Genomic DNA, 15793 nt, shown 5'->3' with positions numbered 1-15793 from the left:
GCACTCGATGAGCACCTACCGGGAGTTCACGCTCGCCCACCGAGGCTCGGCGCGAGGCACCGTCCTGCGGACCGTCGGGACCCGCGAGCGGCGCTCGCACCTGACCGCCCCGCGCGTCCCCACCGTCGGCATCGACATCGGCGGCACCAAGGTGATGGCCGGCGTGGTCGACGCCGACGGCGTGATCCTGGAGAAGCTGCGCACCGAGACCCCCGACAAGTCCAAGAGCCCCAAGGTCGTCGAGGACACCATCGTCGAGCTGGTCCTCGACCTCTCCGACCGGCACGACGTGCACGCCGTGGGCATCGGCGCGGCCGGCTGGGTCGACGCCAACCGCTCCCGGGTGCTGTTCGCCCCCCACCTCGCCTGGCGCGACGAGCCGCTCCGGGACGCCCTGCAGTCCCGCCTCGCGGTCCCGGTCATGGTCGACAACGACGCCAACACCGCCGCCTGGGCGGAATGGCGGTTCGGCGCGGGCCGCGGCGAGGACCACCTCGTGATGATCACCCTGGGCACCGGCATCGGCGGCGCGATCCTGGAGGGCGGGCAGGTCAAGCGCGGCAAGTTCGGCGTCGCCGGCGAGTTCGGGCACATGCAGGTGGTCCCCGGCGGCCACCGCTGCCCCTGCGGAAACCGCGGCTGCTGGGAGCAGTACAGCTCGGGCAACGCCCTGGTGCGCGAGGCCCGCGAGCTGGCCGCCGCCGACTCCCCGGTCGCGTTCGAGATCATCGACCGGGTCAAGGGCAACGTCGCCGAGATCACGGGCCCGCTCATCACCGAGCTGGCCCGCGAGGGCGACCCCATGTGCGTCGAACTGCTCCAGGACATCGGCCAGTGGCTCGGCGTCGGCATCGCCAACCTCGCCGCCGCCCTCGACCCGTCCTGCTTCGTCATCGGCGGCGGCGTCAGCGCCGCCGACGACCTGCTCATCGGGCCCGCCCGGGACGCCTTCCGCCGCCACCTGACCGGCCGCGGCTACCGTCCCGAGGCCAGGATCGCCAAGGCCGAGCTCGGCCCCGAGGCAGGCATGGTCGGCGCCGCCGACCTGGCCCGGCTGGTGGCCCGCCGCTTCCGCCGCGCCAACCGGCGCCGGGTCGAGCGCTACGAGCGGTACGCGCAGGCCGGACGCCTGTGGACCGGATTCACCACGGGGGACAGCAGCCGCAAGACAGAGGACCAGGACCAGCCGTGAACCCCACCCTGCCCCGCCAGGCCCAGGCCCCCGACGAGGTCGGCTCCCGGCCCCCGGAGGACCGCCGCCACGTGGTGCGCCGCCGCTGGCTGACGGCGATCATCATCGTGCTGCTCATCGGGGTCCCCGCCGGCTACCTCGCGATCTCCGCCGAGCAGAGCCGCAGCAGCGGCCGGGAGAAGGCCGCGAAGGTCGGCGCCACCCAGGTCCGGGCCGGCTGGCCGTCCCGGGTGCAGCGCAGCATCTACGAGGTGCCGATCCCCGACTGGTCCACGAGCGTCGGCTTCTACGAGACCAACAACTGGCGCACCAGCCGGCTGTACGTCCAGTTCACGACGAACCCCGTCGACCTGGGGATCTTCCTCAAGGCCATGGGCACCGACCGGGAGGCGCTCAAGCCGGGCGTCTGCGTCAGCGAGCGGGACTCCGGGGTGGCCGGCTGGACCTGGTCCGCGGACCGCCGGTGGGTCTGCACCACCCACGACCAGCCCGACCCGCGCCCCACCCAGGACGTCATGGTCGACCTCACCGACCCGGAGAAGCCCCGGGTGTACGTGGTCTCCACCGCGACCCCCTGACGGCCCCGGCTCCGGACCGGGCCGCGCCCCCGCTCCCGCCGCCGTTGATCAAGCCCTAGCCTGGGCCCATGAAGCTCACGAAGAAGCTGCACTCGTGCGTACAACTGGAGAAGGACGGGCACACGCTCGTCATCGACCCGGGCACCTTCAGCGAGCCGGACGCCGGACTCGGCGCGGACGCCCTGCTGGTGACCCACGAGCACCCGGACCACTTCGAGGAGGGCCGGCTGAGGGCCGCGCTGGAGGCCAATCCGGCGGCCCGGCTGTGGACCCTGCGCAGCGTCGCCGACCGGCTCGCCGCCGCCTTCCCGGGCCGCGTGCACACCGTGGGCGACGGCGACACGTTCACGGCCGCCGGCTTCGAGGTGCAGGTGCACGGGGAGCTGCACGCGGTGATCCACCCCGACCTGCCGCGGGTGACCAACATCGGCTTCTTCGTGGAGGACTCCCTCTTCCACCCCGGCGACGCCCTGACGCTGCCCGGCAGGCCCGTGGACACCCTGATGCTGCCGGTGCACGCGCCCTGGAACAAGGTCGCCGAAGTGGTCGACTACCTGCGCGAGGTCAAGCCGCGCCGGGCCGTCGACATCCACGACGCCTACCTCTCCGACCTCGCGCGCCCCATCTACGACGGGGTGATCGGCGCGCTCGCCGGGCCGGGTCACGAACGGCTCGCCGCGGGTGACGCGACCGACCTGTGAGTGTCGGACCCGGGCGGTAGGTTGGTGACATGCGCATCGCCACATGGAACGTCAACTCGATCACCGCCCGGCTGCCCCGGCTGCTGGCCTGGCTGGAGAGCACCGGCACCGACGTGCTCTGCGTCCAGGAGACCAAGTGCTCCGCCGAGCAGTTCCCGTTCGACCAGCTGCGCGAGCTGGGCTACGAGTCGGCGGTCAACGCGACGGGCAGGTGGAACGGGGTCGCGCTGCTCTCCCGGGTGGGCCTGGAGGACGTGGTCGCGGGCCTGCCCGGCGGCCCGGACTACGAGGGCGTCGCCGAGCCCCGCGCCATCTCCGCCACCTGCGGCGGCGTCCGGCTCTGGTCGGTGTACGTGCCCAACGGCCGGGAGGTCGAGCACGACCACTACGGGTACAAGCTCGACTGGTTCCGCGCGCTGGCCGCGGCGATCGCCGAAGACGCCGCGGGGGAGCGCCCGTTCGCCGTCCTCGGCGACTACAACGTGGCGCCGACCGACGAGGACGTGTGGGACCCGGCCGTCTTCGCGGGCCTGACCCACGTCACCCCGGCCGAGCGGGAGGCCCTCGCGGCCCTGCGCGCCGCCGGCCTGGCCGACGTGGTGCCGCGCCCCCTCAAGTACGACCGCCCGTACACGTACTGGGACTACCGGCAGCTCGCCTTCCCGAAGAACAACGGCATGCGCATCGACCTGGTGTACGGCAACGCCGCCTTCGGCACGGCGGTCAAGGACGCCTACGTCGACCGCGAGGAGCGCAAGGGCAAGGGCGCCTCGGACCACGCCCCGGTCGTCGTCGACCTGGACGTCTAGGCACGCGGACCCCGGCGGGCGCAGGCGCGCCTGGGCCCGCCGGGCGCATACGAATGCGAGGCTGGCGGTATGAACATCCCCTTCCTGGACCACTGGCGCAAGCGGCACGAGACGGAGCACGGCCACGCTCTGGCCACCGCGCTGGCGGACGATCCCGCGGGGGTGGTCGAACTGTTCTCCGAATGCGAGATGCTCCGGGTCCAGGCGGGGGCGGCCGGACTCGAACTCGACGAGACCCCGGCCTCGTTGCAGGCGCTCGACCAGCTGATGCCGCGCTGGCGGCGCGACCCCGAGGCGGCGCCCTGGCTCGGCAACGACGCGGGCCTCTACCTCGGCACCGTGATCATCAGGTCCGTTCCCGGCGCCGGCTGGCAGGTGTGGCCCAACGGCCAGCCCGTGATCCGCCTGGCCTCGGGCCGCGAGCTGAACGTGGTGGAGTCGGGCGTCTCCTGGGCCATGACCGGATCGCCCGAGCTCTGCCAGGTCTACGCCGAGGCCGCCGAGGTCTGACCCTCCGAGGTCCGGCCCCGGTCCGTGCGCCGCTCCCGCCGGTAGGTTTATGCCGTTCTTATGCGTGTCGAGGTGAAGTCCCGTTCCCGGGTGGATAGTTTGCGCTGACCTCGGCACAGCAACAGGTGGGTAGGGCAGCGCATGGCGGTCGATCCGTTGATCGAGCTGCGGGACGTCAACAAGCACTTCGGGCAGTTGCACGTCCTCCAGGACATCAGTCTCACCGTCGGCCGCGGGGAGGTGGTGGTGGTCATCGGCCCCTCCGGCTCCGGGAAATCGACCCTGTGCCGGGCGATCAACCGCCTGGAGACCATCGAGTCCGGCACCATCACCCTGGACGGCAAGGCCCTGCCCGACGAGGGCAAGGACCTCGCCGCGCTGCGGGCCGACGTGGGCATGGTCTTCCAGTCGTTCAACCTCTTCGCGCACAAGACCGTCCTCGACAACGTCTCCCTGGCGCAGATCAAGGTCCGCAAGCGCAAGAAGGAGGACGCGGACCGGCGCTCCCGGGAGCTCCTGGACCGGGTCGGCCTCGCCTCGCAGGCCGAGAAGTTCCCCGCCCAGCTCTCCGGCGGGCAGCAGCAGCGCGTGGCGATCGCCCGGGCGCTGGCCATGGACCCCAAGGCGCTGCTCTTCGACGAGCCGACCTCGGCGCTCGACCCGGAGATGATCAACGAGGTGCTGGAGGTCATGCAGGCCCTCGCCCAGGAGGGCATGACGATGGTCGTGGTCACCCACGAGATGGGCTTCGCCCGCTCGGCGGCCAACCGGGTCGTCTTCATGGCCGACGGGCGGATCGTCGAGGACCGGACCCCGGAGGAGTTCTTCACGGCGCCCGAGAGCGAGCGTGCCCGGGACTTCCTCTCCAAGATCCTCAAGCACTGAGGGGAGGCCGGTGACGCGGACCCGCCCGGCGCCCGTGCCGCCGGCGCCGGGGACGTGGACGGGCCGCCCCGCCCCCGGCAGCAGGAGATCACTGCTCGCGCAGCGGCACCGACAGGTACGAGGGGTCGGCGCCGGGCGAGGAGAAGGTCAGCTGCGCACCGGCGGGGCCGTGCCCGGTACGCGTCATCCCTTGAGCGCGCTCTTGGCCTGCCACTCGGTCCAGGACAGGTTCCACTCGCCGTAGCCGTTGCCGATGTCGGGCTTGCCCTTGGAGCCGTTGCCGGTCACCTCGAAGGGGTCGCCGGGCTGGACCTCGGCGTAGAAGTCCGCGGCGTTGGCGGTGCTCATGCCCACACAGCCCGAGGAGGTGTTGGCGCTGCCGAAGTTGCCGGCGTTCCACGGCGCGGCGTGCGCGTACATGCCCGACCAGGTGAGCCGCATCGAGTAGTCGACCATCTTGTCGTAGGCGTCGCCGAGGCCCACCGTCTGGGAGTCCATGCGGATGGTGCCCTCCTTCGCCATCACGACGAGCTTGCCCTCCCAGGAGGCCTTCTGGCCGCCGGGGGTGCCGGCCGAGATCGGGATCTGCTTGATCTCCTTGCCGTCGCGGGTCATCGTCAACTGCTTGGAATCGAGGTCGACGGCGATCCGCTGGTCCTTGCCGATCTTGAACTCCGTGTTGTAGTCGCGGACGAAGTAGCCGCCGCCCTGCCCGGAGTCGATGCCGTTCAGGTCCATCTGGAGCTTGACCTCGGTGCCGGACTTCCAGTACTCGCGGGGGCGCCAGTCCACCCGGTCCTTGCCGGAGTAGTCCGTGAACCAGCCCCACGAGCCCTCGGTGTTGTTCGAGCTCGTCACCTTGAGGTGCTTCTCCACCTCGGCCCGGTTCTTGACCGGGTTGTCGAAGACCAGGGAGATCGGCTGGGCGATGCCGACCACCGAGCCCTTGCCGGGTCCGATGGTGATCTTGTTGACCTTGTCGGCGGCCGCGGTGGTGAACCCCGCGTTCGCCGAGGCGCCGGCGGTGTCCTTGGCCGCGACCCGGTACGACGTGCCGGGGGAGGCGTTGCGCTCCGAGGTCCAGCTCTTGCCGTCGGCCGCCATCCGGCCGGTGAGCTCACCGCCCTTGCCGTCCGTGACCTTCACCAGCGAGAGCTTCTCGCCCCCGGTCAGGGTCACCTTCACCGGCTCGCCCGGCTTCGCCTTGTCCCCGGACAGGTTCACGGATATGGACATCGCGGCCTGCTCCTTCATCTCGGCCGCGCCGGAACCCGATCCACCCGATCCGCCGGACCCGCCCGAGCACGCGGTCAGCGCGGCGGCGAGCACGGCGCCCCCCACGACGGCGGCGTGGCGGACGCGGCTGCGCGACGACAGGAAAGTACGGCGTGTACGGCTCAACGAAACCCCTCCGGAAAATATGTATGTCCGCAAAGAAGATGGGGACAGGGGGACTTTAGGTTGCCGATTCCCCGGAATAAATCGGTCTTTCGCTTGTGACGTCGACCGCAGCGAAACGGTCATCGTCCGGTCACAAACGCCGCGCGCGGCCGTCACGCACGCCTGTGACAGTCCTGTTCCACCACCACAGGACGAACAGGAAGGGCAACTGCCGTGTGCGCGCTGCTCGTGACAAGTACCCGGCCGAGCCGGGAAGGCGAACTGAAGGTCCGCTCCCTGACCCTCCCCGAGTACCGGGCATTCCTCGCCGAACACCGGCAGGCGAGTTTCCTGCAGTACCCGTCCTGGGCCGAAGTGAAGGACCAATGGCGCTCGGAACGGGTCGGATGGCACTTGCCCACGGGTGAGACGGCCGGCGCCGCCCTCGTTCTCTACCGCCAATTCCCCGGCACCCGCAAATACTTCGCGTACCTGCCCGAAGGACCCGTCGCCGACTGGTCCGACCCGGCGATCGACCGCTGGCTCGACCCGCTGCTGCGCCACCTGCGCGCCGCCGGCGCCTTCGCCGTCCGCATCGGCCCCACCCCCGCCTACCGCCGCTGGGACGCCGCCACCGTCAAGGCCGCCACCGGCCCCGGCCGGCAGCTGTCCGACGTACTCGCCACCGAGGTCGACCCGGTCGGCGCGGCCCTCGCCGACCGGCTGCGCACCCGCGGCTGGACCCGCTGCGGCGGCGAGTCCGACGGCGACGCCCAGCCCCGCCACGTCTTCCGCGTCCCGCTGGCCGGCCGCACCCTCGACGACCTGTGGTCCGGGCTCAACCAGGAATGGCGGCGCAACGTCCGCAAGGCGCGCACGTCCGGGGTGGAGACCGTCGTGGGCAGCGCCGCCGACCTGCCCGAGTTCTTCCGGCTGCTGCGGATCACCGAGGAGCGCGACGGCTTCCGGCTCGGCCGCTCGCTGACCTACTACGAGCAGCAGTACGCCGCGCTCAACGCCGAACACCCCGGCCGGATGCGCCTGTACCTCGCCCGCCACGAGGGCGAGATACTCGCCGCCCACACCATGATCTCCGCCGGCGGGCGGGTCTGGTACCAGACGGGCGCGTCCGCCGACCACCGCCGCGAGGTCCGCCCCAGCAACGCCCTTCAGTGGCGCATGATGTGCGACGCCCACGCCCTCGGAGCGGACGAGTACGACATGCGCGGGGTACCCTCCACCCTCGACCCCGACGCCCGCTCGTTCGGTCTGCTGCGCTGGAAGCTCGGCACCGGCGGCCAGGTCGTCGAAACCCTCGGAGAGTGGGAGACCGCCATGAGCGGAGCCGCCAACAACGCGCTGTACCGCGCCTTCCAGGCGTACCTGGCGCGCCGGTGACCGCGACAGCCACCCGTCCGGAGCCGGCCCGCGGCCCCGCGCACGCGGCGCCGAAGAAGAGCTCGGTGCTGCGCAGCGGCGCACTCATGGCCGCGGGTTCCATCGTCTCCCGGGCCACCGGCTTCGTCCGCTCCGCGGTCGTCGTCGCCGCCCTCGGCACCGGCCTGCTCGGCGACGGCTACGCGGTCGCCAACACCGTGCCGAACATCCTCTACATCCTGCTCATCGGCGGCGCCCTCAACGCGGTCTTCGTCCCCGAGCTGGTCCGCGCCGCCAAGGAGCACGCCGACGGCGGCGCCGCCTACACCGACCGGTTGCTCACCGCCTGCACCGCCGCCCTGGTGGTCCTCACCGCCGCCGCGGTCCTCGCCGCCCCGCTGCTGGTCGGCGCGTACACCGAATACACCGGCGAACAGGCCGAGCTGACCGTCGCGCTGGCCCGCTACTGCCTCCCGCAGATCCTCTTCTACGGGCTGTTCACCCTGCTCGGACAGGTGCTGAACGCGCGCGGCCGGTTCGGCGCGATGATGTGGACCCCCGTCCTCAACAACCTCGTCGTCATCGCCGTCTTCGGGCTCTACCTGTACACCGCGCACGGCGCGCAGGACGGACTGTCCGCCGCCGACGCCCGGCTGCTCGGCTGGGGCACCACCGCCGGCATCGTCGTGCAGGCCCTCGCCCTCGTCCCGTCCCTGCGCGCCGCCGGATTCCGCTGGCGGCCCCGCTTCGACTGGCGCGGCAGCGGCATGGCCCGCCCGCTGCGCAACGCCGGCTGGCTGGTCCTGCTCGTCCTCACCAACCAGCTCGCGTACTGGGCCGTCACCCGGCTCTCCACCATCACCGGGCAGCGCGCCGAGGCCGCCGGCCTGGCCGGCGGCGCCGGCTACACCGCCTACAGCAACGCCTACCTGCTGTGGGCCGTCCCGCAGGGCATCGTCACCGTCTCCCTGGTCACCGCCCTCATGCCCCGCATGAGCGCGGCCGCCGCCGACCGCGACCTCGCCGCCGTCCGCCGCGACGTCTCCTACGCGCTGCGCTCCACCGCCGCCCTGGTCGTCCCCGCCGCCTGCCTCTTCCTGGCGCTCGCGCCCTGGGTGATCGGCGGCGTCTTCGGCTACGGCCGGACCGGGCCCGCCGACATCGACGTGATGGCCGGCATCCTGATGGCGTTCGCCCCCGGGCTGATCGCCTTCTCCGGCCAGTACACGCTCTCCCGCGGCTTCTACGCGCTCTCCGACACCCGCACGCCCTTCTACCTCAACCTGGTCATCGCCGTGCTCAACGCCGGCCTGTCGGTCGCCGCGTACCTGCTGCTGCCGCCGCGCTGGGCCGTCACCGGCATGGCCGGGGCGTACTCCGCCGCCCTCTTCGCCGGCCTCGCCGTCACCGCGTACACCCTCGGCCGCCGGCTCGGCGGCGGCTCCCTGCTGCGCTCGCCCGCGCTCGGCGCCCACCTGCGGCTGCTGCTCGCCGCGGTGCCGGCCGCGGCCCTCGGCCACGCGGCCGCCCGGGCGGCCGACGGCCTCGGCGACATCGCCGCCGTCGCGGCCGGCACCCTCGTCCTCGCCACGGTGCTGGCCGCACTCGCCCGCCCGCTGCGGCTCACCGAGATCGACAACCTGCTGGACTCCGTCCGCCGGCGCCTCGGCGCCGGCGGATGAGCGGAGGAATCACCGTGCGAACGACTGGGATACTGGCCTGATGCCACGCGTACTGCTGATCGAGGACGACCCGTCCGTGCGGGAGGGCGTGGGCCTGGGCCTGCGCCGCCGGGGTCACGAGGTGCGGGCCGCGGAGACCGGCGAGGCCGGACTGGTCGCGCTCGCCGAGTTCCGGCCGGAGATCGTGCTGCTCGACCTGATGCTGCCCGGCATGAACGGCGTGCAGGTGTGCCGCCGGATACGCGAGACCAGCCAGTTGCCGGTCATCATGCTGACCGCCCGCGGCGACGACTTCGACATCGTCGTGGGCCTGGAGGCGGGCGCCGACGACTACATCGTCAAGCCCGCCCGCACCGAGGTCATCGAGGCCCGCATCAAGGCGGTGCTGCGCCGCCTCGTCGAACCCGCCGGCCGGCCCGCCGTCGAGTTCCACGGCGAACTCGCCGTCGACCGGGCCGGACTCACCGTCGCCCGCAACGGCGAGCGCCTCGCGCTCGCCCCCAGCGAACTCAAGCTGCTCCTCCACCTGAGCGCCTCGCCCGAGCAGGTCTTCAGCCGCCAGCAGCTCCTGGAGTACGTCTGGGACCACAGCTACCACGCCGACGCCCGCCTGGTGGACGCGTGCGTCCGTCGGCTGCGCACCAAGATCGAGGCCCCCGAGGGCAGCCCCCGCTACGTCCAGACCGTCCGGGGCTTCGGCTACCGCTTCGGCCCCCTGTGAGCCGGCCGTGAAACGATTCGCACCGCTCGGCCTGCGCACCCGCCTGATCGCCGGCTTCCTGCTGGTCGCCGCGATCAGCGCCGCCACCACCGCGGCACTCACCTACCGCGAGGCGCGCCGCGCCATCCTCACCCAGGCCCAGGACACCGCGGTCGGCACCCTGCGGGACCAGTTGGAGAAACGCCCGATCGCGCTGCCGCCGCAGAAGGCCGCCCTCCAGGCGATGGTCAACGACATCGCCGCGCGCGGCAAACCGCGCCCGTGGACGGTCTTCGCCGAGTACGGCTCCCTCCAGGTGTCCTCCGTGGCGTCGCCCACCTCCACCGTGATCACCAAAAGCCTCCAGCAGGCGGCCCGTTCCAAGGCCACCGGCTCCTTCCAGCGGGTGATCAAGGGCGACTCCGTCTACCTGACCTTCGCCATGCCCGCCGTCTTCGACCGGTACGACACCGACCAGCCCAGCGGCCTGATCGTCTACGGCGTCATGGACCTCGAAGTCGAATCGGCCACCGTCGACGCCCTCGTGCTGGCCGCCCGCGACGGCGCCCTGCCCGCCCTGGCCGTCGCCCTGATACCCGCCCTGCTCGCCGCGCGCAGCGTGCTGCGCCCCGTACGGGACCTGCGGCACGCGGCCCGCCGGATGGGCCGCGGCGAACTCGACACCCGGATCACCGTCAAGGGCCGCGACGAGCTCGCCGACCTGGCCCGCACCTTCAACGAGAGCGCGGGCGCCCTCCAGCACTCCGTGGACGAACTCCAGCAGGCCGAGGCGCGGGCCCGCAGGTTCGCCGCCGACGTCTCCCACGAACTGCGCACCCCGCTCGCCGGGATGCTCGCCGTCACCGAGGTGCTCGACGAGGAGGCGGCCCGCCTCGACCCGGACACCGCCTCCGCCCTGCGGCTGGTCAGCGCCGAGACCGGCAAGCTCGCCACCCTCGTCGACGACCTGATGGAGATCTCCCGCTTCGACGCGCGCGCCGCCGAACTCAACCTGGACGAGGTCGACCTGGCCGAGACCATCGGCAAGACCCTCGAACGCCGCCACTGGCAGGGCCAGGCGGCCGTCACCGTCCCGCCGGGGCTGCGCGCCCGGCTGGACCCCCGGCGCTTCGACGTGGTCCTCGCCAACCTCGTCGGCAACGGGCTGCGGCACGGCGGCGGCCCGGTGCGGGTGTCGGTCCGCACCGAGGACCGGGCGGACGGGGAATGGGTGCTCACCGAAGTCTCCGACCGCGGGCCGGGCATCGCCCCCGAGGTGCTCCCGCACATCTTCGACCGCTTCTACAAGGCGGACGCGGCCCGCAGGCGCTCGGCGGGCAGCGGCCTCGGACTCGCCATCACCCTGGAGAACGTACGGTTGCACGGGGGCACCATCCACGCTGCCAACGGACCGGCCGGCGGGGCCGTCTTCACCGTGGAGATGCCGAGGGAGGCACAGGCATGATCCGGCGCGCGAAGCCGCTCGCGAGCGCCGCCGCCGCGGTGGCACTCGCGGTCGCGGCGCTGCTCACCGGCTGCGGCATCGACCCCGCCGGAATCCAGGACACCTCCGTGGTGGAGGCCGGCCTGCCCGCCACCATCACCACCATCCCGGAGCAGCACGGCCTCGTGGTGTACTTCGTCAACGCGCGGGGCAGGCTCACGCCGGTCGTCAAGCCCGGCCCGTTCGACGGGGACGAGGCGACGCACGCCCCCGAGACCGGCGCCGAGTCGGGCGGTGCCGACGGGGCGGGCAGCACCGGCAGCACCGACGAGCGCTACACCTTCCCCGTGAACCTCGTGCTCCACATGTTGTTCCGCGGACCCACCCAGGCCGACCGCGCGGCCGGACTGGGCACCCGGCTCCCCGCCGACGCCTCGAACCACTCCACAGAGCTGACCTTCGACGACGACAAGGTGTCCCTCGTGCTCGGATTCCCCGTGAAGCCCCTGTCGGAGACCGCACGCCAGCAGATCGTGTGCACGATCTCGCGCCACACCGCCGAGCTGATGCCCAAGACCGTGGTGCTGTCCGGCCCCGGCGGCCGGACGGAACCCGACGTCTGCCGCGCCCCGGCGCTCTGACATGGCGCCGGACGCACCCGGGGCGGCGCCACCGCCGTCCGACGGGGTGCCGGACGTCTTCGACCCGCGGATCCACGCCGCCGGGCCGCCACACCGGGCCTACCGGCTGCTGCGCGACCGGTACCCGGTGGCCTGGCAGGCCGAGCCCGAGGTGCTGGGCTGGCCGGCCGGCCCCGGCTTCTGGGCGGTCACCCGGCACGCCGACGTGGTCCGCGTCCTCAAGGACGCCCGCACCTGGTCCTCGTACCTCGGGGCCACCCAGATCCGCGACCCCGACCCGGCCGACCTGCCCTTCCTGCGGCGCACCATGCTCAACCAGGACCCCTACCCGGGGCCCTGCGGCTCCGGGGAGCCCCCCTCCGACCACGGCAGGCTCCGCCGGCTGGTCTCACGGGCCTTCACCCCGGCCCGCGTCGAGGCCTTCGCCGGCAGGGTGCGCGAGCGCGCCCGCACCCTGCTCGCGGCCGCCCGGGAGCACGCCGAGGACGGCGCCGCCGACGTGGTGCGGACCGTCACCGACGAGTACGCGCTGCTCAACCTGACCGACCTGTTGGGCGTACCGGCCGCCGACCGCGGACTGCTCCTCGACTGGACGGTGCGGATCATCGGCTACCAGGACCCCGAGGACGCGCCCGCCCCGGTCCTCGACGCCGCGGGCCGGCCCCTCAACCCGCGCTCGCCCGCCCTGCTCGGCGAGATGTTCGGCTACGCCCGCGAGCTGGCCGCGTACAAGCGCCGGCGCCCGGCGGACGACGTCATGACCGTGCTGGCCGGGGCCGGGCTCGACGACGCCGAACTGGAGATGTTCTTCTTCCTGCTGACCGTCGCCGGCAACGACACCGTGCGCAGCGCCGCCCCCGGCGGACTGCTGGCGCTGGCCGGCGCGCCGGGGGAGTACCGGCGGCTGCGCGCGGGCGAGGTGGGCACGGCGAGCGCCGTCGAGGAACTCCTGCGCGTCCACCCGCCGGTGCTCAGCTTCCGCCGCACCGCGGCCGCCGACACCGAACTCGCGGGACAGCGCATCGCGCGCGGCGACAAGGTGGTCGTCTTCCACGCCGCCGCCAACCACGACGAGCGCGTCTTCGCCGACCCGCTCCGCCTCGACCTCGGCCGCAGTCCGAACCCGCACGTCTCCTTCGGCGACGGGCCGCACGTCTGCCTGGGCGCGCACTTCGCCCGGCTCCAGCTGCGCACCCTGTACGAGGAGTGGCTCGCCGCGATGCCGGCCCCCGAACTCGCGGGCCCGCCGCGCCGGCTGGTCTCCAACTTCATCAACGGTCTGACACGGCTGCCGCTTCGGGTGTCCGCGCCACCGCGGTGACGTCGGCGACGAGCTCGGTCACATCCGGGCCGTACGCGCGGGAGTTGACCACCTTCAGCAGCAGCACGAACGGCCCGCTGCCGTACCGGCGGGCCAGCCGCTCGTGGTGGCGGGCCAGGTAGCGGGCCGCGGCCTGGTTGCTGACCGCGGTCTGCCCGCTCACCAGGAACACCGGGCGCGCCCCCTCCTCGGTGGTCAGCCGGGCCAGCAGGACGTGCTCGACGACGCCCTTGCGCCACCGGTAGGTCTCCCCGCCGACCCGCAGCGCGCCCCGGTCCGGGCCCTCCGCGGTGCTCGTGTCGACATCCACCCCCGGCAGCATGGACGCCAGGTGGGCGGCGGTGCGCAGGTTGGAGGCGGGCCCGCCGACACAGAACTCGGCCCGCTCGCCGAAGCCCTGGCGGGCCCCGTCGTGCGTGACGATCTGTACGTTCGCCCCGCAGTCCTTGATCAGGGCGGAGATCTCCAGCAGCGCGAATGCGTCGTGCCGGTGCACCGAGCCCTCGGTTCCGCCCATCTGGCGGTTGACGACGAACAGGCAGTCCGACCCGGTGGGCAGCCCGAAGAAGGCCTGCTTGCGGCGGAGCCTGCGCAGCCAGAGGTAGGTCCGGGCGAACCATCCCAGGGACCCGCTGACGCCGGTGCCTATCACTCCGAGGAGGACGTTGCGCAAGTCTTCGTTCATGCGCGGGATGGTAGTGGCAGCCGCCGCGAAGTTACTCTGCGCGGGTCGCCGTTGACCGGAGGTCTTGATGCGCCGCTCCCGCACACGCTCCCTGGCCCTGCTCGCCCTCGCCGCGGCCCTCGCCGCGACGGGTGCGACCGCCCCGCCCACCGGGGCCGCCCCGCCTGCCGCGCCCGCCCGTGCCACCCCGCCGAAGGTGCCGGTCGCCGTCGGCTACGGCGGGGCCGTCGCCAGTGCCGACGCGGACGCCTCCGCCGCGGGCATCGCCGTGCTCCGCGCGGGCGGCAACGCCGTGGACGCCGCCGTCGCCACCGCCGCAGCGCTCGGCGTCACCGAGCCGTACTCGGCGGGCATCGGCGGCGGGGGCTACTTCGTGTACTACGACGCCTCCCGGCGGCGGGTGTTCACCGTCGACGGGCGCGAGACCGCGCCCGCCACCGCGGACGCGCACCTGTTCCAGGAGAACGGCGCGCCCATCCCCTTCGCCGAGGGCCAGACCAGCGGCCTGGGCGTCGGCGTCCCCGGCACCCCCGCGACCTGGCGCGCCGTCCTCGACAGCTGGGGCTCGCGGCCGCTGCGGACCCTGCTGCGGCCCGCCGAGAAGCTGGCCCGCGACGGGTTCCCGGTGGACGCCACCTTCCGCGCCCAGACCGAGCTGAACGAGGCCCGGTTCCGGGACTTCCCCGACACCGCGCGGCTGTTCCTGCCCGGCGGGGTGCTGCCCGTGGTCGGCAGCACCTTCAAGAACCCCGAACTGGCCGACACGTACGCCGAACTGGGCCGTACGGGCACGGCCTCGCTCTACCGCGGCCGGCTCGCCGGGGACATCGTCCGCGCGGTGCGCAAGCCCCCCGTGGACCCGGCCGCCACCCGCGTCGTGCGGGCCGGCGACCTGACCACCGCGGACCTCGCCGGGTACGCCGTCAAGCGCCAGGACCCCACCCGGGTGGGCTACCGCGGGCTGGACGTCTACTCGATGGCCCCCTCGTCCTCGGGCGGCACCACCGTCGGCGAGGCCCTCAACATCCTGGAGCGTTCCGACCTCGGCGCCCTGAGCCAGGCGCAGTACCTGCACCGGTACATCGAGGCCAGCCGGATCTCCTTCGCGGACCGCGGCCGGTGGGTCGGGGACCCCGCGTTCGAGGACGTGCCCACCCGTCAGCTGCTCTCCCAGCGGTACGCCGACTCCCGCGGCTGCCTGATCGACCCGGCCCGCGCCCTGACCAGCCCGCTGGCGCCCGGCGACCCGCGGCACCCGGCGCGCTGCGCGCACACCGGCAAGGCCGCCCCGACCACGTACGAGGGGGAGAACACCACGCACCTGACCACCGCGGACCGCTGGGGCAACGTGGTGTCGTACACGCTGACCATCGAGTCCACCGGCGGCAGCGCGATCACCGTGCCGGGCCGCGGCTTCCTGCTCAACAACGAGCTGACGGACTTCTCCTTCGCCCCGGCGGCGCCCGGCGTGCCCGACCCGAACCTGCCCGGTCCCGGCAAGCGGCCGCGCTCCTCGATCTCCCCGACGATCGTGCTGGAGCACGGCCGTCCGGTGCTCGCCGTGGGCTCCCCGGGGGGCGCGACCATCATCACCACGGTGCTCCAGACCCTGATCGGGCACCTGGACCGCGGCCTGCCGCTGGTCGACGCGATCGCCGCGCCGCGCGCCAGCCAGCGCAACCAGGCCACCACCGAGCTCGAACCGGCCCTGTGGAACAGCCCGCTGCGGGCCGAACTGGAGGCGCTGGGCCACGGCTTCCGGCTGAATCCCGAGATCGGCGCGGCGACCGGCGTGCAGCGCCTCCGGGACGGCCGCTGGCTGGCCGCCGCGGAAACCACCCGGCGCGGCGGCGGCTCCGCGATGGTGGTGCGCCCGTACGGGCGGTAG

Annotated in this window: 15 protein-coding genes; 13 read left to right on the top strand and 2 right to left on the bottom strand. The window is 73.2% G+C overall.

The features are described 5' to 3' along the window. The first annotated feature begins 7 nt into the window (after positions 1-7). The 6 genes from OG764_RS08510 to OG764_RS08485 all read left to right on the top strand — a co-directional run bounded on the left by OG764_RS08510 (position 8) and on the right by OG764_RS08485 (position 4675). Positions 8-1192 carry an ROK family glucokinase gene (locus OG764_RS08510; RefSeq protein WP_328967792.1) on the top strand — a complete coding sequence of 395 codons (1185 nt, stop codon included), beginning with the start codon at positions 8-10 and terminating at the stop codon, positions 1190-1192. Beyond that, positions 1189-1770, top strand: coding sequence for a hypothetical protein (locus tag OG764_RS08505; RefSeq protein WP_328967791.1), 582 nt, complete (start codon positions 1189-1191; stop codon positions 1768-1770). The genes OG764_RS08510 and OG764_RS08505 overlap by 4 nt, the downstream gene beginning before the upstream one ends. A 68-nt stretch (positions 1771-1838) precedes the next feature. Beyond that, positions 1839-2471 carry an MBL fold metallo-hydrolase gene (locus OG764_RS08500; protein ID WP_328967790.1) on the top strand — a complete coding sequence of 211 codons (633 nt, stop codon included), beginning with the start codon at positions 1839-1841 and terminating at the stop codon, positions 2469-2471. A 29-nt stretch (positions 2472-2500) separates the two neighbouring features. Further along, positions 2501-3280 (top strand): exodeoxyribonuclease III, encoded by a 780-nt coding sequence (locus tag OG764_RS08495; protein ID WP_328967789.1) that lies wholly within the window; start codon positions 2501-2503, stop codon positions 3278-3280. A 69-nt stretch (positions 3281-3349) separates the two neighbouring features. Further along, complete coding sequence (locus OG764_RS08490) at positions 3350-3790, top strand: DUF6278 family protein (protein ID WP_328967788.1); 441 nt, start codon at positions 3350-3352, stop codon at positions 3788-3790. Between the two features lie 141 nt (positions 3791-3931). After that, positions 3932-4675 carry an amino acid ABC transporter ATP-binding protein gene (locus OG764_RS08485; protein ID WP_328967787.1) on the top strand — a complete coding sequence of 248 codons (744 nt, stop codon included), beginning with the start codon at positions 3932-3934 and terminating at the stop codon, positions 4673-4675. Positions 4676-4858: 183 nt separating this feature from the next. On the opposite strand, the gene OG764_RS08480 is transcribed toward OG764_RS08485, so the two are convergent. After that, on the bottom strand, positions 4859-6076 hold the full coding sequence (locus tag OG764_RS08480) for a L,D-transpeptidase (RefSeq protein WP_328967786.1): 1218 nt from the start codon (positions 6074-6076) through the stop codon (positions 4859-4861). 213 nt (positions 6077-6289) lie between these two features. On the opposite strand from OG764_RS08480, the gene OG764_RS08475 reads away from it, so the two are divergent. From OG764_RS08475 to OG764_RS08450, 6 genes are read left to right on the top strand one after another with little or no spacing between them, the layout of a single operon-like run. After that, entirely contained in the window at positions 6290-7453 is a 1164-nt protein-coding gene (locus OG764_RS08475) for a lipid II:glycine glycyltransferase FemX (protein WP_328967785.1), read from the top strand. Beyond that, positions 7450-9114: a murein biosynthesis integral membrane protein MurJ gene (murJ, locus tag OG764_RS08470; RefSeq protein WP_443055870.1), complete on the top strand. Its 1665-nt coding sequence runs from the start codon at positions 7450-7452 to the stop codon at positions 9112-9114. The genes OG764_RS08475 and murJ overlap by 4 nt, the downstream gene beginning before the upstream one ends. 40 nt (positions 9115-9154) lie before the next feature. Further along, complete coding sequence (locus OG764_RS08465) at positions 9155-9835, top strand: response regulator transcription factor (protein ID WP_328967784.1); 681 nt, start codon at positions 9155-9157, stop codon at positions 9833-9835. A 7-nt stretch (positions 9836-9842) separates the two neighbouring features. Further along, positions 9843-11279: an ATP-binding protein gene (locus OG764_RS08460; RefSeq protein ID WP_328967783.1), complete on the top strand. Its 1437-nt coding sequence runs from the start codon at positions 9843-9845 to the stop codon at positions 11277-11279. Beyond that, entirely contained in the window at positions 11276-11899 is a 624-nt protein-coding gene (locus OG764_RS08455; RefSeq protein WP_328967782.1) for a hypothetical protein, read from the top strand. Before OG764_RS08460 ends, OG764_RS08455 begins: the two co-directional genes overlap by 4 nt. A gap of 1 nt (position 11900) precedes the next feature. Beyond that, complete coding sequence (locus tag OG764_RS08450; RefSeq protein WP_328967781.1) at positions 11901-13220, top strand: cytochrome P450; 1320 nt, start codon at positions 11901-11903, stop codon at positions 13218-13220. Here OG764_RS08450 and OG764_RS08445 read toward each other — a convergent pair. Beyond that, positions 13171-13905, bottom strand: coding sequence for a hypothetical protein (locus OG764_RS08445; protein ID WP_328967780.1), 735 nt, complete (start codon positions 13903-13905; stop codon positions 13171-13173). The genes OG764_RS08450 and OG764_RS08445 overlap by 50 nt on opposite strands. 67 nt (positions 13906-13972) lie before the next feature. Here OG764_RS08445 and ggt point away from each other — a divergent pair, with 67 nt between their 5' ends. Further along, on the top strand, positions 13973-15793 hold the full coding sequence (ggt, locus tag OG764_RS08440; protein ID WP_328967779.1) for a gamma-glutamyltransferase: 1821 nt from the start codon (positions 13973-13975) through the stop codon (positions 15791-15793).

Origin of the sequence: Streptomyces sp. NBC_00239 (assembly GCF_036194065.1) — a bacterium.
Classification (GTDB): domain Bacteria; phylum Actinomycetota; class Actinomycetes; order Streptomycetales; family Streptomycetaceae; genus Streptomyces.
This window is presented reverse-complemented; position numbering and strand designations above follow the sequence as displayed.